The sequence below is a fragment of the Streptococcus mitis B6 genome (assembly GCF_000027165.1).
In the GTDB taxonomy this organism is placed as follows: domain Bacteria; phylum Bacillota; class Bacilli; order Lactobacillales; family Streptococcaceae; genus Streptococcus; species Streptococcus mitis_AR.
The window spans coordinates 1,525,040-1,542,794 of sequence record NC_013853.1; the positions used below are offsets into that span (position 1 = coordinate 1,525,040).

The window sequence follows — 17,755 nt, forward strand, 5'->3', positions numbered from 1 at the left end:
AGAATAATCCAAGCATTTTATGATAGAAATGTTCAAATTATCCCTTTTATTTATAAATATTTTTTAAGTTAACTTTAATTTGATTCGTAAGCGATCTGCTTGAGCTTTTCCAATCACCTTATCCAACAAACGGGTACGGAGACTCATAACTCCATAAACACCTCCACCCATGGCACCGACAAGGGCTACATAAAGGAAGCTCCACAAACGTCCACTTGGTTGGAAAACGAATCCTAAAATCCACTGGATGGCACCGACACCGATGAACATAACAAGGGTTAACAAACTGATTAAAATGGTTCGCTTCAAAATCACCTTGCGCTTAACACCAGTTACCTTACAAATATCCCGATACATCAAAACATTAGGAATAATAAGACCAATTGTTGTAGAAATCAAAGGCCCGTAACTGTGAAAGAGAGCGATGGTTGGCAGTTGCAAGACCAGCTTGGCAATGGAACCATAGATAAAATAGAGAACTGCCTTGCGGTTACGGAACATTGCCTGAAGCATTGGAGACAAGACCATGTACAAGCCTAAAATAGTAGACTGCAAAACTGCAAAGACAAACAAGCCCATAGCCAAACTATCTGGCTTGCCATAGAAGACCGTATAAAGAGGTTCTCCTACCATAACCACTCCAACCGTTGCTGGTAGCAAGAATAGGAAAAGCATGGTAATGCTATCCTGAACGAGACGAGAAGCCGCCTTCAAGTCTCCCTTGACATAGTTTTCAGTCAAAAGTGGCAACCCTACACTCCCAATCGAAACCCCAACAGAAATCAAAATCATAGTGATTTTATTAGGATTGGCAGAGAAATAAGAAAACATGACAACCAAGTCTTCATTACTATAGTTGGTAAACCAACTCATACTATTGATAAAGGTCATCTGGTCCAAAATCTGGAAAAGCTGGATAGCAGACCCTGTCAGGATAAAAGGAATGGCTTCCTTAATGGTGTCGACCAAAAGACGCTTGCTGTTTATCTTATCTCCTGTTTCAAGGACTCTTTTAAGTAATCCTTCTTTGGCAAGGAAATAGATCAAAACTGCAAAACTGGCTACCATGCCGACAAAGGCAGCAAAGGTTGATTGGGTAACGGCTGCTAGATAATCTCCTGAGCCCATTTTCATAATCATAAAGGTTGCTAAGAGCATCCAGATAACACGAATGACCTGCTCAGCGATTTGGCTCATGGCATAAGGTTTCAGGTTATTCATCCCTTGGAAGAAGCCTCGAATCACACTCATAGATGGGAAAATCAAGACCGCCCAAGCCAAGCTCTGCATGATTGGGATCAAGTCTTTACCCACACCCGACAAGTCTGCTAGCCAAGGAGCAAAGAGATACAAGACTAGGGCAAAGACCAGACCTAGTCCCGTCATAAAGCCTAAAAAGCTCCGAATCAGGGCAAAGCTATGCTCTTCTTCTCGCATGGTATTATACTTGGCCACTTGCTTGGCCACCGCAACTGGAATACCCGCTGTTGAAACCAGCAAGAACCAGGCATAGATATTGTAGCCCATGGTAAAGAGACCATTTGCTGTAGCCGCATAAGACCCCATCCAGATATACCAAGGGATGATATAAATGGCACCGAGTAGACGACTGATAAAGTTACTAGCCGTTAGCCAAGCAGTCCCCCGTAACATCTGGGCCTGCTGGTGATTGTTTTCGTTAGACATAGATTCCTCATTTTATTTTAATCACTAGGAAAAATTCCTCATCTTCCATTATAAACTTTTCCTTGTCACTTGTAAAATTCGGGCTTGAAGTTTATAATAGAAAGTATGATTAAGATTGAAACCGTATTAGATATATTAAAGAAAGATGGCCTTTTTCGTGAAATTATTGACCAAGGTCATTACCACTATAACTACAGCAAAGTTGTTTTTGATAGCATTAGTTACGACAGCCGAAAAGTAAAAGAAGACACTCTTTTTTTTGCAAAAGGTGCTGCCTTTAAGAAGGAATTTTTGATTTCTGCCATCTCTCAAGGCCTCGGTTGGTATGTGGCTGAAAAGGACTACGAAGTCGGCATCCCTGTCATCATTGTGAACGATATAAAGAAAGCCATGAGTTTGATTGCCATGGAGTTCTATGGTAATCCACAAGAGAAACTAAAAATTCTCGCCTTCACAGGAACTAAGGGTAAAACAACAGCAGCTTACTTTGCTTACAACATCCTATCTCAACGCTACCCAACAGCTCTCTTGTCAACTATGAACACAACTCTGGATGGAAAGACCTTCTTTAAATCTTCCTTCTCGACGCCTGAAAATATCGACCTCTTTGACATGATGGCTCAAGCTGTTAAGAATGGAAGAACCCATCTCGTAATGGAAGTCTCTAGTCAAGCCTATCTAGTCCATCGAGTCTATGGCCTGACCTTTGATGTAGGAGTCTTTCTTAACATCACTCCAGATCATATCGGCCCGATTGAGCATCCTAGTTTTGAGGATTACTTCTACCACAAGCGTCTCTTGATGGAAAATAGCCGAGCAGTCATCATTAACAGTGACATGGACCACTTTTCTGTCTTGAAAGAACAAGTCGAAAATCAAGACCATGATTTCTACGGTAGTCAGTCGAGCAACCAAATCGAGAATTCTAAAGCCTTTAGTTTTTCAGCTACGGGTAAACTTGCTGGTGATTATGATATTCAACTCATTGGCCACTTTAACCAAGAAAATGCCGTTGCTGCTGGACTTGCTTGTCTCCGTCTCGGAGCAAGTCTTGAGGACATCAAAAAAGGAATCGCTGCAACCCGTGTTCCTGGTCGTATGGAAGTCCTCACTCAGAAAAATGGAGCTAAGGTCTTCATCGACTATGCCCACAATGGTGACAGTCTGAAAAAACTAATCAATGTTGTAGAGACTCATCAAACTGGAAAGATTGCTTTGGTTCTCGGTTCGACAGGAAATAAAGGTGAAAGCCGTCGTAAGGACTTTGGCCTCCTCCTCAATCAACATCCTGAGATTCAAGTCTTTCTGACTGCTGATGACCCCAACTATGAGGACCCAATGACCATTGCAGATGAAATCAGTAGCTACATCAATCATCCTGTTGAAAAAATTGCGGATCGCCAAGAAGCCATCAAGGCAGCTATGGCTATCACAAATCACGAATTAGATGCTGTCATTATCGCCGGTAAGGGAGCCGATTGCTACCAAATCGTCCAAGGAAAGAAAGAAGCCTATCCAGGAGATGCAGCCGTCGCAGAAAATTATTTATAAGATAGTAAAAAATCAAGGGAAATGAAACCCTTGATTTTTTTATCTTTATTTAAAAGCGTTTTTCAAACCTTCAACGGCACCTTCTACAGCACCTTTAGCATCTTCAACTACTTCTTTTGCCTTAGCAACTGTCTTTTCTACAGCGCCTTCTGCTTCAGTCTTGCCATCTCCAGTAACTTTACCAAATCCTTCTTTGATAGCGCCTGTTGCTTGTTCCAATTTGTTTTCAAGTGACATATGATTGTCTCCTTTAATTTTATTCCGATAAGTGTTACCGGTTACATATAGTTTATACCGAATACTAAGGAAAGTCAAACAATGTGCTCAGAAACAAGAAATCAGACCAAGTAGAAAGTTAATCTTTCCTTATCCAAATCGATAGCCAACTCATACTTTCCATCTTCCTTTTGGACAATATAATCTAGGACAACTAAACTGTCCACAAAGATATCACGGCGTTTCTGCATAAGCTGATCTTTTTTGAGAAATTTCAACAAAAAAGTCGTCATATATTTGAGAGCATACTCAGGATTAACATCTCCCAAAATGTCATAGAGTTCCTGCTGTTTTTCTGTCAAAGGATACTGATGTTTGACCTTGTAGAAATAATTGGACAGGGTCATTTTAGTCCGCGCAAAGTCCGTCTTTTCAACCAAAATAGCAGCATTGGTTTGATTTCGTAATTCTGTCTCAAACCCCTGCTCCAACAAGGCTTGATAGATTGGACTAGCTTCGCTGACAAAAATCTCTTGATCCAGTTCGAGACTATCAAGTGATTCAAGCATAGGAAGATTAAGGTAATAACGCTTATTTTTACGTAGAATAAAGCCAGCCTTTATATACTCTTCCATGAGTTTATCAACTGCAACATCTGGAAATTGAGCCTTGATTTCCCTTAAAATCACATCCTCATGCTGGTCCAGATAGCGGATCAATTCTCCAAAAAATGGCTGTCTCGTCAAACGAGATGGATTAAAAATCTGAATCATGAAGATTCCTTTCTTTACTTTCTAACAGAGGCGATACTGCCAACTGACTGGGATTGGTCCCCGGCTGGTTCAAAGGAACAGGCAGACCTAGTTCTCTGTAATACTCTCTCCAAAAATCACTAATCTCCTGCTCCCCATCTCCAAATTTTATGGGTATGGTCTCAAAAATCGGTAGGATTTCTGCCATGTACTGGGAACAGTAAAAACCAGCTCCATCTGGATAGAAAGAAGCATTATAAGGAGCTCCAAGATGTTTGCAAGCTTTTTCCTTCACAGACTGGATATCCATTTCTGGGTAGACATAGAGGTCGTACAAGTGATTGGGCTCAAAGAAGTCTGCAGGTTCTTGACAGACAACACCAGCCTGTCCACTAGCGTGGTAAATCATCCCATCCAAATAAATGGCTACATGGTTATAGTTGCCTGTGGAAGTCTGGATGGCCTGTCCTATATCTGACTCATCTCTCACAAAAATCATACTCTTCGAAAATCAAATTCAAACCACGTCAGCGTCGCCTTACCGTACTCAAGTACAGCTTGCGGCTAGCTTCCTAGTTTGCTCTTTGATTTTCATTAAGTATCAAATCGCCATTTTCTAACATGCTTCACTCCTAGAAAAAAGGAGCCGAAACTCCTTTCGATATAAGGCAAACTAGCCTTTCATAATTTGAATGAACACTCAAAATCTTAAGCATTAAAGCTTTCAGTCAATTGAGGTACCACTTGTTTCTTACGTGAAACTGCACCAGCAAGGAAAGCATGGTTGTCTTCAAGTTTGAAGTTGAAGGCTGCCTCAACCTTGTCCATATTGGCACCAAGAGCCAAGATTTCTGAGTTTGAGTTGACGATATCTGTAATCATCAAGACAAAGTCAGAGTAGCCGTTTGCTTCGTTGGCAGCTTGCATTGCAGCTTCAATTTCTGCTTGGCGTTCCAATACTTCAGCGATGTCAACTGTGTTTACTTGAGCAACACGGACATTATTTCCGTTCAATTCAAAAGTCTTAGCATCGATGTCAATCAATTCGTCAGCAGATTTGCTAGCCAAGTTTGTACCAGCCTTAAGCATTGCAAGACCGTATTCTTCCAAGTTGACACCAGCCAATTCAGCCAATTCAGGAGCAATAGCTTTATCTGTTGGGTGTGTTGTTGGTGATTTCAAAAGAAGGGTATCTGAAATCAAACCTGAAAGCATCAAACCAGCAATCTCTTTAGGAACAGCCACACCATGTTCTTTGAACATACGGTAAACGATTGAAGAAGCTGATCCAACTGGTTCCAAACGCATGTAAAGTGGGCTTGCAGTTTCAAAGTTAGCCACACGGTGGTGGTCTACAACACCATAAACTTCTACTTCAGCGATATCTGATACAGATTGTTGGAATTCATTGTGGTCAGTCAAGATAACTTGCTCTGCGCCTTCTGCTTTAGCAGAAGTGATAACACGTGGTGCTTCAACACCAAAATAGTTCAAGACAAAGGCTGTTTCTTCATTTGGAGTTCCAAGGGCAACAGCTTCCGTATCCAAACCGTATGCTTCTTTTGCAAGGTAGGCAAAGGCTACAGATGACCCGATGGCATCTGAGTCTGGATTTTGGTGACCAAATACTAGAATCTTAGACATGATAATACCTCATTTTGTTTATTCTCTTTATTGTAGCATTTTTTTCGCTTTTTGACAAAAGTAAGAGGAGTCAAAGGGCTCCTCACGATTCTTCAAAATAACTTATACTCTTCGAAAATCTCTTCAAACCACGTCATCTTCGCCTTGCCGTAGGTATGGGTACTAACTTCGTCAGTTCTATCCACAACCTCAAAGCAATGCTTTAAGCAACCTACGGCTAGCTTCCTAGTTTGATCTTTGATTTTCATTGAGTATGAGTAAATTTCTATCTTGATTTTCAGATAAAAATCTTTCCTTCTGTGGCCTCTTCTTACGCTTGAGAAGGGCTTCTGCCGACATGGCTTCTTCCTTACTGGCAAAACCTTGAGCATAGATAAGTTTGACTGGCAAGCGTGCTCGTGTGTATTTGGCTCCCTTCCCACTATTGTGGACAGCGAGGCGTCTCTTCATATCAGTCGTATAGCCTGTATAGTAGGATCCGTCACGACACTCCAGCACATACATATAGGCCTTATGATCCATAATAAATCTCTTCGAGTTCCGGCGTATAAGAGCCATCATCATTGTGGACAATGAGAGGTGGTAAGACCTTAAAGCCGCTTGTTGAACCATCCTTGATAGCCTCAATCAAAAGCATATTGGCTTCCTTTTCCCTTTTTGGATAAACAAACTGCAGGCGCTTAGGAGCCAGATTATGCCGTTGTAACATGTCCAAGATATCCAAAAGTCGATCAGGACGATGAACCATGGCCAAGCGTCCATTGGATTTGAGAATACTCTGAGCACTACGACAGATTTCCTGCAAATTGGTCGTGATTTCATGTCGCGCCAAGAGATAATGTTCACTCTCGTTCAGGTTTGAATGCGGATCCACCTTGAAATAGGGTGGATTACACAAAATCATATCCACCTTACTTCCCTGTATACGAGAAGGCATATTTTTCAAATCATCACAGATGACCTCCATCTGCTCTTCCAAATCATTCAAACGGACAGAGCGTTCAGCCATATCTGCCAAACGCTCCTGAATCTCAACAGCCAAAATCTGTGCCTGAGTCCGAGTGCTGGCAAATAGCCCCACTGCTCCATTTCCAGCGCAAAAATCCACTATCAAGCCCTTCTTAGGAAAACGTGGAAAACGTGACAAGAGAACACTATCCACCGAATAGCTAAAAACCTCTCTATTTTGAATAATTTTAATATCTGTCGAAAAGAGCTGGTTAATGCGCTCCCCTGATTTTAATAATTGTTCTTCTTCCATGTTCCTATTATAGCAAATTTATATTAACATTACAAAAGATAGAAATTTCTAACTAGTGCTTCTGATTCTTCAAATGTTGAAGGGCTTCCTTGGTCCAAATTGGCATCATTCGTTTAAGAGGCGCAAAGCCGTAGTTAAAACGGTCGCTTGAAAAGCGTCTCCGTCTCGGAAACTGGTGCTTTTCTTCCTCCAAAGTGCGGATAGAAAGACTAGCTTTCCCTGTAAATTCATCTAAATCCACTACTTGAACTTGAACCTCTTCATCGACTTTCAAGGCTTCTTGGATATTTTCAATAAAGCCTGTCCGAATCTCTGAAATGTGAATCAGCCCCGTATCACCCGTCTCTAGCTCAACAAAGGCACCGTAGGGCTGAATACCTGTAATACGGCCCTTTAGCTTATCACCGATTTTCATCTTAGTCCTCGATTTCAATTGTTTCAATCACAACATCTTCAACTGGCTTATCCATAGCTCCTGTCTCAACAGCAGCAATGGCATCCAAGACAGTATAAGAAGCTTCATCAGCTAGCTGACCAAAAACAGTATGTCGACGGTCTAGGTGAGGGGTTCCACCTTGGTTGGCATAGATTTCTGCGATCGGTTCTGGCCAACCACCACGAGCAATTTCTTTCTTAGAATAAGGCAAATGTTGATTTTGCACGATAAAGAACTGGCTACCGTTGGTATTTGGACCAGCATTAGCCATGGAAAGGGCTCCACGGATATTGTAAAGTTCTTCTGAGAATTCATCCTCAAATGATTCGCCGTAGATTGACTCGCCACCCATACCAGTTCCAGTTGGGTCTCCACCTTGAATCATAAAATCCTTGATAGTACGGTGGAAAATGACACCATCATAGTAACCATCTTTTGAAAGAGCTACAAAGTTAGCCACTGTTTTAGGAGCATGTTCAGGGAAAAGCTTGATACGCAAGTCTCCGTGATTGGTCTTAATAGTCGCGATAGGACCTTCTACTGTTTCAATGTCTACTTGTGGGAAATGCAATTCTTTTTCTACCATACCAAATCCTTCTAAGGCATCAAAAATGCCATCTTCTTCTAATGTTTTTGTAATATAATCTGCTTTCTCTTTGATCTTATCATGAGAAATTCCCATGGCAACGCTGATTCCAGCATAATCAAAGAGTTCCAAGTCATTCAGGCCATCTCCAAAAACCATGACGTTCTCTGGTTTCAAGCCAAGGTGTTCCACAACCTTTTCCACACCCGTCGCTTTGGAGCCTGAAATCGGTACAATATCAGACGAATGCTCATGCCAACGAACCATGCGAAGTTTATCAGAGAGACTGTCAGGCAAGTGCAAGTCATCTCCCTTATCTTCAAAAGTCCACATTTGATAGATATCTTCTTTTTCATGGAAATCTGGATCTACATCCAAATCGGGATAAATTGGATTAATCGCTTCACTAATCATATCGGTGCGAGTCGACAACTTGGCATCATGACTCCCAACCAAACCATACTCAATTCCCTCTTGCTTGGCCCAAGAGATATACTCCTCAACATCTGACTTCTTAATCTGATGTTGATAAATAACCTGACCTTTTTTATCTTCAATATAAGCCCCATTCAAAGTTACAAAAAAGTCAGGTTTGAGCTCACGAATCTCCGGAACGACACCAAAAATCCCTCGTCCAGAAGCAATACCTGTCAAAATTCCTTTCTCACGTAATTGCTTAAAAACAGTTAGGATTGAAGCTGGAATAAAACCTGTCTTTGAATTCCGCAATGTATCATCAATGTCAAAAAAGACAATCTTGATTTTCTTTGCCCTGTATCTTAATTTGGCATCCATCTCACTACCTCTTTCAATCTAACTCTTTCCATTATACCATAAAGTAGAGAAATCCCCTATTTTCAAAAAGTTTCCAGTTTTATTGTAAGTCCTTGGATGAGAAAAGAAAAAATGTTTATGAAAAATCGATCTATCGGAGTCTTAATTCGCTTCCTTATTTCCTAGCTCATGAAAAAGAGGTCCGCCCGGACCTGAAAAAAAGACCCGTCAGGGTCTTTTCTTTAATCTTCGTTTACGAAAGGCATCAAAGCCATTACGCGAGCGCGTTTGATAGCTGTTGTTACTTTACGTTGGTTTTTAGCTGAAGTTCCTGTTACACGACGAGGAAGGATTTTCCCACGTTCTGAAACGAAACGGCTAAGAAGCTCAGTATCTTTGTAATCAACATATTCAATTTTGTTTGCTGCGATGTAATCAACTTTTTTACGGCGTTTGAATCCGCCACGACGTTGTTGAGCCATGTTTTTTCTCCTTTATAATTTTAGTTGTCCATTAGAATGGTAAATCATCATCTGAAATATCCAATGGATTTGTTGCTCCAAATGGATTTTCATCACGTGAAAAGTCTGGTACTGAATTTGTAGGCGCTGAATAGTTTGCAGTTGGTGCAGAGTAAGCTCCACCTGTATGACCCTCACGCACACTACGGCTTTCCAACATTTGGAAATTCTCAGCCACGACCTCTGTCACGTAGACACGTTGTCCTTGCTGGTTATCGTAACTACGAGTCTGGATACGACCTGTCACCCCGATAAGTGAGCCTTTTTTAGCCCAATTAGCTAGGTTTTCAGCCTGTTGGCGCCACATAACGACATTGATAAAATCAGCCTCACGTTCGCCATTTTGACTCTTAAATGTACGGTTTACTGCAAGAGTAAAAGTCGCAACTGCTACATTTGATGGGGTATAACGCAACTCAGCATCACGTGTCATACGCCCTACAAGTACAACATTGTTAATCATAGTTTACCTTCTTACGCGTCAATTTTGACGATCATGTGACGAAGAATGTCAGCGTTGATTTTTGAAAGACGGTCAAACTCTTTAAGAGCTACGTCGTCGTTTGCTTCAACGTTAACGATGTGGTAAAGTCCTTCACGGAAATCTTTGATTTCGTATGCAAGACGACGTTTTTCCCAAGATTTTGATTCAACAACAGTTGCACCGTTGTCAGTCAAAATAGAGTCAAAACGTGCTACCAAAGCGTTTTTAGCTTCTTCTTCAATGTTTGGACGAATGATATAAAGAATTTCGTATTTAGCCATTGATATGTTCCTCCTTTTGGTCTAATGACCCCAAGACTTTGCAAGGGGTAAGTGAGGTTCGCTCACAATAAACTATTATACTAGAAAAAATTTTTTTACGCAAGTAAAAACACCTAAATAAAAAAAGAACGTAACTTCTCAAAGTAACTTCCATCTCTCTCCCAAAACTGGAAGTTAGTCTCAGACGATGAATTATGCTAGAATTAAGTCTGAGACTTTTCGTGAGGAGGCACCTCATGACGAAAAAACAAAAACATCTCACTCTAGAAGACCGTATTGACATCCAAACTGGAATCAGCCAACAGGAGACTTTCCGTTCCATCGCTGAGAAGATGGGGAAAGACCCGTCAACGATTTCAAAGGAAATCAAGCGCAATCGCATCATGCATCCAACATCCGTCAAATCTGATTGCACGGATTGCCCTCTTCTCAAAAAAGCTCCTTATGTCTGTAACAACTGTCCAAAAAAGAGGACGGATTGTGGGTTTAACCGCTATCTTTACTACGCGAAAAAGGCACAGGAGCAGTACGAGACTATGTTGAGGGAATCCAGACAGGGAATTCCCCTAAACAAGGAAAGTTTTTATCAGATGGACAAGGTCTTAACCCAAGGCATCCAGAAGAAACAAAGCATCTACCATATCATTCAGACACATAACCTACCTGTGTCGAAAGCTACGGTGTATCGGCATGCCAAGCTGGGCTATCTGACAGCCAAGCCCATTGATTTCCCTCGGATGGTCACGTTCAAGGAACGCAGAAAATCCAGAAAAGTAGCTATTCCTAAAGAGCTGAAAATTGGGCGGACCTATCAAGATTTCCAAGAGTTACGAGAAACAGATGATTTCTTCAAATGGTTGGAAATGGACACGGTCATCGGCAGACCTGGTGGAAAGCTACTGCTCACCTTCAACGTTTCCTTCTGCAACTTCCTCTTCGCCCTGCTTTTGAACAACAAGACCGCTCTGGAGGTCGCCACTAAATTCGCAGCTTTGAAAGAAAGAGTCATGGACGGAGGGTGTGCGTTCCATCAGCTGTTCCCTGTCATTCTCACAGACAACGGATCTGAGTTCGCCTATGTGGAGGAGCTTGAGCGAGACATTGATGGGAAGTCTCACCTCTACTTCTGCGACCCTAGCCGTCCTGACCAGAAGGGGCGGATTGAGAAGAACCATACGGTTTTGCGAGCCATTCTTCCCAAGGGCACTTCCTTTGACCAGCTGACTCAGAAAGACGTCAATCTAGTCATTTCCCATGTCAATTCCTTGAAACGAGAAGAGTTTCAAGGAAAATCTGCTTACGACATCTTCACCTTCACCTTTGGCGAGGACATCGCTGCTCTTCTGGGTTGCCAATTTGTCAAACCAGAAGACACACACCTATCACCTGATTTATTGAAATAAAGGGAATTTTCCCCTCTAACTACACATCTTATCACCATCGAAAAGTCTCACACTAAACGCTAGCAACTGGAATTTACTCTAAGACGACTCTGTTTTAGGGCTATTTGTCGTGCACTTTTTTCTGAGTCTTTTCGCTTTTGAACCCTTATATATCAAGAAAAAGAAAACCAGTGGAAGTTAGTCTAAGACGGATTTCCACTGATTTCACGCGTTTTTCTCATACTAAAAGCTAGGTTGTGGGAAACTGGAAGTTAGTTTTAGAAGTTACCAATAAAAAAAGAACCTATTCAAAATATGAGGATTTTTTAATATATATATATATTAATCTGCATTTCAGGTGATTCATCCTAAAAAATAAAAGGTCAATTTGACCTTTTACTTTCATCTCATGATTTACGGTTTAATACGGTGCAACATACGTGGGAATGGAATAGCTTCACGGATGTGTTTTGTTCCTGCTGCAAAGGTTACCATACGTTCGATACCGATACCAAATCCACCGTGTGGTACAGTACCGTATTTACGAAGGTCAAGGTAAAATTCATACTCTGTACGATCCATGCCAAGTTCATCCATTTTTGCGACAAGGGCATCATAGTCTTCCTCACGCATAGAACCACCGATGATTTCTCCGTAACCTTCTGGAGCAAGTAAGTCTGCACAAAGCACGCGCTCTGGATTTCCAGGAACTGGTTTCATGTAGAAAGCCTTGATGGCTGCTGGATAGTTCATGACAAATGTTGGCACACCAAAGTGGTTTGAAATCCAAGTTTCGTGTGGTGAACCAAAGTCATCTCCATGCTCAAGATGCTCATAGTCAGCATCTTCATCATTTTCATGTTCTTGCAAGAGGTCAATGGCTTGATCATATGTGATGCGTTTGAATGGCTCTGCAATGTAGCGTTTCAAGAGTTCTGTATCACGTTCCAAGGTTTCCAAGGCTTGAGGCGCGCGGTCAAGAACACCTTGTAGAAGAGCTTTCACATAAGCTTCTTGCAAGTCAAGTGACTCATCATGTGTCAAGTAGGAGTACTCTGCGTCCATCATCCAGAACTCAGTCAAGTGACGGCGCGTTTTTGATTTTTCAGCACGGAATACGGGACCAAAGTCAAAGACACGACCAAGAGCCATAGCGCCTGCTTCTAGATAAAGCTGACCTGATTGGCTCAAGTAGGCTGGCGTTCCGAAATAGTCCGTTTCAAATAGTTCAGTTGAGTCTTCAGCTGCATTTCCTGAAAGAATTGGGCTGTCAAACTTCATGAAACCGTTCTTGTCGAAGAACTCATAAGTCGCATAGATAATCGCGTTACGGATTTGCATCACCGCTACTTGCTTACGAGAGCGGAGCCACAAGTGACGGTTGTCCATCAAGAAGTCTGTTCCATGTTCTTTTGGTGTAATTGGGTAGTCTTGAGATTCACCAATCACTTCGATGTCTGTGATATCAAGCTCATAACCAAACTTAGAACGTTCGTCTTCTTTGACAATCCCTGTCACATAAACAGAAGTTTCTTGGCTCAAGCGTTTGATGACATCAAACTTCTCAAGTCCCACTTCTTCACCAAATTTTTCTACAAAGTTTGGTTTAAAGGCCACACCTTGGAAGAAGGCTGTTCCATCACGCAATTGCAAGAAGGCAATTTTCCCTTTTCCTGATTTGTTGGCAACCCAAGCGCCAATCGTCACTTCCTGACCAACATAGTCTTTTACATCAATAATCGTTACACGTTTTGTCATTATTTTTCCTTTTCTTTTTTATTCTTTATGGCAAACCACCTCTATATTGTTCCCATCTGGGTCAATCATAAAAGCAGCGTAGTAAATCGAATGCTCACTGCGATAATCAGGAGCTCCATTGTCTCTCCCACCTGCCTCCAAACCAGCCTCATAACAAGCCTGAACTTCTTCCTTATTTTCTGCTAAAAAAGCAAAGTGAATAGGATCTTGTGTCCCCTGAACCAGCCAAAAATCACCACCAGGATGGGGGCTGTTCGGGGCAAGAAAACTGATTAGAGAAGTAGTTTTAAAAGCCAATTTATAGCCCAAAGGAGCGAGAAAACTCCTATAAAATCCTTCTGAAATTTGTAAATCCTTTACCTTAATTTCAAAATGATCAATCATTCTCACTCCCCATAAATGTTTTCAAGCGGTTAACTGCTTCTTTAAGCGTGTCTAGGTCTGTCGCATAGCTGAGGCGCACATTTTCTGGCGCTCCAAAGCCTGCTCCTGTGACCAAGGCTACTTCAGCTTCTTCTAAGATAGCAGTTGTAAAGTCTGTCACATCCGTGTAGCCTTTCATCTCCATGGCCTTTTTGACATTCGGAAAGAGGTAGAAGGCTCCTTGCGGTTTGACCACTTCAAATCCTGGCACCTCTGCAAGAAGGGGATAGATGGTATTAAGACGTTCCTCAAAAGCCTTACGCATGCTTTCTACCGTATCTTGCTCGCCTGATAGAGCCTCAACTGCTGCATACTGGGCTACTGCTGACGGGTTCGAAGTTGTTTGACCTGCAATCTTGGACATAGCAGCAATAATGTCTGCTTCTCCGACGGCATAGCCAATCCTCCAACCAGTCATAGCATAGGTTTTAGACACACCATTGATGACCACCGTTTGCTTGCGAATCGCTTCAGATAAGCTAGAAATGGGTGTGAATTCATGACCATTATAGACCAAGCGCCCATAGATATCGTCTGCTAGGATAAGAATGTCCTTTTCTACAGCCCAGTTTCCGATTGCCAAGAGTTCCTCACGAGTGTAAATCATACCTGTCGGATTAGATGGTGAATTCAGAACCAAAACCTTGGTCTTGTCTGTGCGAGCTGCTTCCAACTGCTCTACGGTCACCTTAAAGTGATTGTCCTCTTTAGCAGGAACAAAGACTGGCACACCCTCTGCCATCTTGACCTGATCTCCATAGCTGACCCAGTAAGGGGTTGGGATGATCACTTCATCACCTGGATTGACCACAGCCATAAAGAAGGTATAGAGAGAATATTTGGCTCCCGCAGCGACTGTCACTTGATTTGGCGCTACAGAATAGCCATAAAAGCGTTCAAAGTAGGTATTGACCGCTGCCTTGAGTTCTGGCAGGCCTGAGGTTACTGTATAAAAAGAAGCACGCCCATCTTGAATCGATGCAATGGCGGCATCTTGGATATTTTTTGGAGTAGTGAAATCTGGCTCACCTAAGGTTAGAGACAGGATATCTCTGCCCTCAGCCTTCAGTGCTTTGGCACGGGCTCCAGCAGCCAAGGTCACACTTTCTTCCATTTCTAAAACACGGTTGGATAGTTTCATAGGCCCTCCTTATCGACCAATGCTCCTGTTTCAAAATCTACTAGATAAAAGTCAGAGCCTGACTTGACTTCCCAGATTGGCTTGTCTTGATAACGGCCAAAGGTAATCTTGTCAATCTCGCCAGCTCCTTTTTCCTTAGAAACCGCTTCTGCTTTTTCTTGTGAAACACCCTGATTTAGCTGATAAACGTAAATCTTATGGTCATCTTTTCCAATCAGGACAGCAAGCGCTTCTTGCTGTTTATTATGACCAAGAACACTGTAGTAAGATTCCAAGCCATTGTATAAGTCAACCTGATCAGCCTGCTCTAATCCTGCATACTGCTGAGCTAATTTTTCTCCTTCACTTTTAGCTGTTTGATAGGGTTTCATGCCAAGAGAAACCAGATACAGAAAGGAAGCACTGATAACCACAAACAAAATCGTCATCCCTAGACCATACTGCCACAGTAGATTATTTTTTGCTTTTTTTTGTCTTTTTTTCACTCGTCTATTTTACCATCTATTGGGCTTTATTACAAGTGAATATAGGAACAATCACATTTTATTTCTTCCTTCAAAGCAAACCGATTTTTCTTGTTTAAAACGGAGCAAGAAAAGTAAAGACAGCTCCAAAATCAACCTATTAAAAAACCTGAGCTTGGAACTCAAGTTTTCAAAAATTCTTTTAATCTATGGAATCATTTTATCATCCATTCTTTTAGCCATTTTTCCTAAAAAGATAGGCAGTAGAAGGCTAATCATGACTAAAAAGAAGCCTAGATAAAGAAATGCTACTACAAAGCCTAAATTGTCAATCAACCAGCCTGTCAGTGGGAAGAAGACAATCATACTGAGGCTAAACATCATAGAATAGACACTCAGCATGGTTGCCCTTACTTCACTTGGAAGGCGCCCTTGCAAATCATTGTCAAAAATCGGCTGAAAAAGAGCATGCAGAGCATTACTAATCAAATAAATCAGAATATAGATTAGAGGTGTTCCAAAGTAGGACAGCATATAGGTGACTCCAGTCAGCAGGACGAGGATAGGGAAAAGCCTCAAGGCAGCATAGTTCTTTCCAATCTTACTCGCTAGATAAACTGCGACGATATTTAAGAGACTACCAAGTAGCATAACTGCTGAAATTTGCCAACCACTTAAATCTGGTAACTGATTTTGATAGTAAAAATAAAACATGCACATGAGTACTCCGACAATCTGAGACAAAATCATCCAGTTGAAGAGCATGGGATTTCTCTTCAACTCATCCTTAACAGTCCACATAATCTGTTTCATGGTCACACTATCAGCTTTTTCTACCTTGACACTGGGTTCTTTCAGCATCCAAATCAGGAAAAGAACTATGATAGAAGTCGCAATCATGATATAGTAGGTCAGGTGCAATTGACCATGAACGAAAAATCCTGCCAAAACTGTCCCCAAAGACTGGGTTCCTTCTGACACTCCTGATAGGAAGCTTGAAATGGATAGATAACGCTCCTTTAGTCCAGCCTCTACAGCTGAGTCATAGACCATTGCTGCGCTTGTTCCTGAATCAAAATTATAAGACAAGGCACTTACCGCCATAGCTAGTGCATAAATCCAAAAATTTCCCTGCCCAGCCAACATGAGAATAGAAGACACAATTCCTGCTATCCGACTTAAATAAAGATTGGTCTTATAGGAATAGCGATCAGCTAACATACCAGATGGAATTTCACAGAGAAGGCTGGTCGTATGAAAAATACTCTCCAGAAGTCCAATCTGCCAAAGAGACATTCCGTTTTGACTGAGAAAGAGAATCCAAAAACTGGTAATCCCTAAAAATGCAAAAAACTCAACTCCGGCCATCAGGCCAATATTTTTCCGATAATTTCTTATTAACATCTTTTCTCCTTTAACAAGTGTATTATTATTTCTTTTGTCCGTCACTTGTTAATCTGTGCCTTACATGATCTCCACTCCTTTTAGAAGCATTCTTCAATGCCATTATTTTCGTTTAATTGTTTATGAAATGATACCGAAAAAAATAGCCGTTCCACGGTTTCTATTGCGAGTTTTCTTGTTTATTTTAGCACTTATGTCATCATATTACAAGAGAATATAGGAATACCCTTCAAAAATCAAATGCATTTCAGTCACAAATGACTAGAGTTTCAGCAATTTTATAATTTTCAAATAAACTCTGAGCAAATTTCTTGCAAGTCCTTTTGTTTTGTTGTAATATATTTTATAACAACGAGAGACTTCTCGGAAATTAAGAAAAAGGAGACACATCATGTCTAAAAAAGTATTATTTATCGTCGGATCACTACGTCAAGGTTCTTTCAACCACCAAATGGCTCTCGAAGCTGAGAAAGCACTTGCTGGTAAAGCGGAAGTTAGCTACCTTGATTATTCAGCTATCCCTCTCTTCAGCCAAGATTTGGAAGTTCCAACACATCCAGCTGTAGCTGCTGCTCGTGAAGCAGTTCTCGCTGCGGATGCTATCTGGATCTTCTCTCCAGTCTACAACTTCTCTATCCCTGGAACAGTGAAAAACTTGCTTGACTGGCTATCTCGTGCCCTTGACTTGTCTGATACACGTGGCGCTTCTGCCCTTCAAGACAAGTTTGTCACCGTATCATCTGTAGCTAATGCCGGTCACAATCAACTCTTCGCTATCTATAAAGACCTCTTGCCATTTATCCGTACACAAGTCGTTGGTGACTTCACTGCTGCACGTGTCAATGACTCTGCCTGGACAGACGGAAAATTGGTTCTCGAAAAAACAGCCCTAAACTCACTTGAAAAACAAGCTCAAGATTTGGTAGCCGCAGTTCAGTAAAAAATAGATAGTTTAAAAAGTCTAAATCAATGATCGTCACCTAACAGGGTG

Annotated in this window: 20 protein-coding genes; 3 read left to right on the forward strand and 17 right to left on the reverse strand. The window is 41.5% G+C overall.

The features are described 5' to 3' along the window. Positions 1 to 63 precede the first annotated feature (63 nt). A complete protein-coding gene (locus tag SMI_RS07660; RefSeq protein WP_000064185.1) occupies positions 64 to 1,686 on the reverse strand; it encodes a putative polysaccharide biosynthesis protein in 1,623 nt (540 codons plus the stop codon). Between the two features lie 105 nt (positions 1,687 to 1,791). On the opposite strand from SMI_RS07660, the gene SMI_RS07665 reads away from it, so the two are divergent. Beyond that, on the forward strand, positions 1,792 to 3,237 hold the full coding sequence (locus SMI_RS07665) for a UDP-N-acetylmuramoyl-L-alanyl-D-glutamate--L-lysine ligase (protein ID WP_000590307.1): 1,446 nt from the start codon (positions 1,792 to 1,794) through the stop codon (positions 3,235 to 3,237). Positions 3,238 to 3,282: 45 nt separating this feature from the next. On the opposite strand, the gene SMI_RS07670 is transcribed toward SMI_RS07665, so the two are convergent. From SMI_RS07670 to rpsF, 11 genes are all read right to left on the reverse strand, one after another. Beyond that, the gene (locus SMI_RS07670; protein ID WP_000051182.1) at positions 3,283 to 3,474 is read right to left on the reverse strand and encodes a CsbD family protein; all 192 of its coding nucleotides are present in this window, start codon (positions 3,472 to 3,474) and stop codon (positions 3,283 to 3,285) included. Between the two features lie 101 nt (positions 3,475 to 3,575). Beyond that, complete coding sequence (locus SMI_RS07675) at positions 3,576 to 4,226, reverse strand: DUF1803 domain-containing protein (protein WP_000614471.1); 651 nt, start codon at positions 4,224 to 4,226, stop codon at positions 3,576 to 3,578. Then, the gene (locus SMI_RS07680) at positions 4,210 to 4,704 is read right to left on the reverse strand and encodes a YiiX/YebB-like N1pC/P60 family cysteine hydrolase (RefSeq protein WP_000578394.1); all 495 of its coding nucleotides are present in this window, start codon (positions 4,702 to 4,704) and stop codon (positions 4,210 to 4,212) included. Before SMI_RS07680 ends, SMI_RS07675 begins: the two co-directional genes overlap by 17 nt. A gap of 209 nt (positions 4,705 to 4,913) precedes the next feature. After that, positions 4,914 to 5,849 carry a manganese-dependent inorganic pyrophosphatase gene (locus SMI_RS07685; RefSeq protein ID WP_000036041.1) on the reverse strand — a complete coding sequence of 312 codons (936 nt, stop codon included), beginning with the start codon at positions 5,847 to 5,849 and terminating at the stop codon, positions 4,914 to 4,916. Positions 5,850 to 6,074: 225 nt separating this feature from the next. Beyond that, the gene (locus tag SMI_RS07690) at positions 6,075 to 6,371 is read right to left on the reverse strand and encodes a GIY-YIG nuclease family protein (RefSeq protein WP_000349604.1); all 297 of its coding nucleotides are present in this window, start codon (positions 6,369 to 6,371) and stop codon (positions 6,075 to 6,077) included. After that, positions 6,361 to 7,110, reverse strand: a complete 750-nt coding sequence (locus SMI_RS07695; RefSeq protein WP_000390767.1) for a tRNA1(Val) (adenine(37)-N6)-methyltransferase — start codon at positions 7,108 to 7,110, stop codon at positions 6,361 to 6,363. The genes SMI_RS07690 and SMI_RS07695 overlap by 11 nt, the downstream gene beginning before the upstream one ends. Before the next feature lie 52 nt (positions 7,111 to 7,162). Next, positions 7,163 to 7,525, reverse strand: coding sequence for a S1 RNA-binding domain-containing protein (locus SMI_RS07700; protein ID WP_000689605.1), 363 nt, complete (start codon positions 7,523 to 7,525; stop codon positions 7,163 to 7,165). Position 7,526: 1 nt separating this feature from the next. After that, positions 7,527 to 8,927: a bifunctional Cof-type HAD-IIB family hydrolase/peptidylprolyl isomerase gene (locus SMI_RS07705; protein ID WP_000339039.1), complete on the reverse strand. Its 1,401-nt coding sequence runs from the start codon at positions 8,925 to 8,927 to the stop codon at positions 7,527 to 7,529. A 221-nt stretch (positions 8,928 to 9,148) separates the two neighbouring features. Beyond that, entirely contained in the window at positions 9,149 to 9,388 is a 240-nt protein-coding gene (gene rpsR, locus SMI_RS07710) for a 30S ribosomal protein S18 (RefSeq protein ID WP_000068664.1), read from the reverse strand. Positions 9,389 to 9,419: 31 nt separating this feature from the next. After that, positions 9,420 to 9,890, reverse strand: a complete 471-nt coding sequence (gene ssbA / locus SMI_RS07715) for a single-stranded DNA-binding protein SsbA (RefSeq protein ID WP_000609606.1) — start codon at positions 9,888 to 9,890, stop codon at positions 9,420 to 9,422. An 11-nt stretch (positions 9,891 to 9,901) separates the two neighbouring features. Continuing rightward, a complete protein-coding gene (gene rpsF / locus SMI_RS07720; RefSeq protein ID WP_001151779.1) occupies positions 9,902 to 10,192 on the reverse strand; it encodes a 30S ribosomal protein S6 in 291 nt (96 codons plus the stop codon). A gap of 236 nt (positions 10,193 to 10,428) precedes the next feature. On the opposite strand from rpsF, the gene SMI_RS07725 reads away from it, so the two are divergent. Further along, positions 10,429 to 11,595 carry an IS30-like element ISSmi1 family transposase gene (locus tag SMI_RS07725; RefSeq protein WP_000163009.1) on the forward strand — a complete coding sequence of 389 codons (1,167 nt, stop codon included), beginning with the start codon at positions 10,429 to 10,431 and terminating at the stop codon, positions 11,593 to 11,595. A 393-nt stretch (positions 11,596 to 11,988) separates the two neighbouring features. On the opposite strand, the gene asnS is transcribed toward SMI_RS07725, so the two are convergent. The 5 genes from asnS to SMI_RS07750 all read right to left on the reverse strand — a co-directional run bounded on the left by asnS (position 11,989) and on the right by SMI_RS07750 (position 16,764). Then, a complete protein-coding gene (asnS, locus tag SMI_RS07730) occupies positions 11,989 to 13,332 on the reverse strand; it encodes an asparagine--tRNA ligase (protein WP_000167160.1) in 1,344 nt (447 codons plus the stop codon). A gap of 18 nt (positions 13,333 to 13,350) precedes the next feature. Continuing rightward, positions 13,351 to 13,716, reverse strand: coding sequence for a VOC family protein (locus SMI_RS07735; protein WP_000565232.1), 366 nt, complete (start codon positions 13,714 to 13,716; stop codon positions 13,351 to 13,353). Beyond that, positions 13,709 to 14,896 (reverse strand): pyridoxal phosphate-dependent aminotransferase, encoded by a 1,188-nt coding sequence (locus tag SMI_RS07740; RefSeq protein WP_000777771.1) that lies wholly within the window; start codon positions 14,894 to 14,896, stop codon positions 13,709 to 13,711. Before SMI_RS07740 ends, SMI_RS07735 begins: the two co-directional genes overlap by 8 nt. Beyond that, the gene (locus tag SMI_RS07745) at positions 14,893 to 15,381 is read right to left on the reverse strand and encodes a DUF5590 domain-containing protein (protein WP_000747180.1); all 489 of its coding nucleotides are present in this window, start codon (positions 15,379 to 15,381) and stop codon (positions 14,893 to 14,895) included. Before SMI_RS07745 ends, SMI_RS07740 begins: the two co-directional genes overlap by 4 nt. A gap of 186 nt (positions 15,382 to 15,567) precedes the next feature. Further along, positions 15,568 to 16,764, reverse strand: a complete 1,197-nt coding sequence (locus tag SMI_RS07750; RefSeq protein ID WP_000908499.1) for an MFS transporter — start codon at positions 16,762 to 16,764, stop codon at positions 15,568 to 15,570. A gap of 391 nt (positions 16,765 to 17,155) precedes the next feature. Here SMI_RS07750 and SMI_RS07755 point away from each other — a divergent pair, with 391 nt between their 5' ends. Next, the gene (locus SMI_RS07755) at positions 17,156 to 17,704 is read left to right on the forward strand and encodes an NAD(P)H-dependent oxidoreductase (RefSeq protein WP_000039607.1); all 549 of its coding nucleotides are present in this window, start codon (positions 17,156 to 17,158) and stop codon (positions 17,702 to 17,704) included. Positions 17,705 to 17,755 lie beyond the last annotated feature (51 nt).

What these genes read in the sequence shown, in the direction of transcription:
- rpsF (WP_001151779.1), bottom strand. Translation starts at nt 10,192, where the DNA reads ATGGCTAAATACGAAATTCTTTATATCATTCGTCCAAACATTGAAGAA.
- SMI_RS07725 (WP_000163009.1), top strand. Translation starts at nt 10,429, where the DNA reads ATGACGAAAAAACAAAAACATCTCACTCTAGAAGACCGTATTGACATC.
- SMI_RS07685 (WP_000036041.1), bottom strand. Translation starts at nt 5,849, where the DNA reads ATGTCTAAGATTCTAGTATTTGGTCACCAAAATCCAGACTCAGATGCC.
- SMI_RS07705 (WP_000339039.1), bottom strand. Translation starts at nt 8,927, where the DNA reads ATGGATGCCAAATTAAGATACAGGGCAAAGAAAATCAAGATTGTCTTT.
- rpsR (WP_000068664.1), bottom strand. Translation starts at nt 9,388, where the DNA reads ATGGCTCAACAACGTCGTGGCGGATTCAAACGCCGTAAAAAAGTTGAT.
- ssbA (WP_000609606.1), bottom strand. Translation starts at nt 9,890, where the DNA reads ATGATTAACAATGTTGTACTTGTAGGGCGTATGACACGTGATGCTGAG.
- SMI_RS07670 (WP_000051182.1), bottom strand. Translation starts at nt 3,474, where the DNA reads ATGTCACTTGAAAACAAATTGGAACAAGCAACAGGCGCTATCAAAGAA.
- SMI_RS07695 (WP_000390767.1), bottom strand. Translation starts at nt 7,110, where the DNA reads ATGGAAGAAGAACAATTATTAAAATCAGGGGAGCGCATTAACCAGCTC.
- SMI_RS07675 (WP_000614471.1), bottom strand. Translation starts at nt 4,226, where the DNA reads ATGATTCAGATTTTTAATCCATCTCGTTTGACGAGACAGCCATTTTTT.
- SMI_RS07680 (WP_000578394.1), bottom strand. Translation starts at nt 4,704, where the DNA reads ATGATTTTTGTGAGAGATGAGTCAGATATAGGACAGGCCATCCAGACT.
- SMI_RS07735 (WP_000565232.1), bottom strand. Translation starts at nt 13,716, where the DNA reads ATGATTGATCATTTTGAAATTAAGGTAAAGGATTTACAAATTTCAGAA.
- SMI_RS07740 (WP_000777771.1), bottom strand. Translation starts at nt 14,896, where the DNA reads ATGAAACTATCCAACCGTGTTTTAGAAATGGAAGAAAGTGTGACCTTG.
- SMI_RS07750 (WP_000908499.1), bottom strand. Translation starts at nt 16,764, where the DNA reads ATGTTAATAAGAAATTATCGGAAAAATATTGGCCTGATGGCCGGAGTT.
- SMI_RS07755 (WP_000039607.1), top strand. Translation starts at nt 17,156, where the DNA reads ATGTCTAAAAAAGTATTATTTATCGTCGGATCACTACGTCAAGGTTCT.
- SMI_RS07665 (WP_000590307.1), top strand. Translation starts at nt 1,792, where the DNA reads ATGATTAAGATTGAAACCGTATTAGATATATTAAAGAAAGATGGCCTT.
- SMI_RS07660 (WP_000064185.1), bottom strand. Translation starts at nt 1,686, where the DNA reads ATGTCTAACGAAAACAATCACCAGCAGGCCCAGATGTTACGGGGGACT.
- SMI_RS07700 (WP_000689605.1), bottom strand. Translation starts at nt 7,525, where the DNA reads ATGAAAATCGGTGATAAGCTAAAGGGCCGTATTACAGGTATTCAGCCC.
- asnS (WP_000167160.1), bottom strand. Translation starts at nt 13,332, where the DNA reads ATGACAAAACGTGTAACGATTATTGATGTAAAAGACTATGTTGGTCAG.
- SMI_RS07690 (WP_000349604.1), bottom strand. Translation starts at nt 6,371, where the DNA reads ATGGATCATAAGGCCTATATGTATGTGCTGGAGTGTCGTGACGGATCC.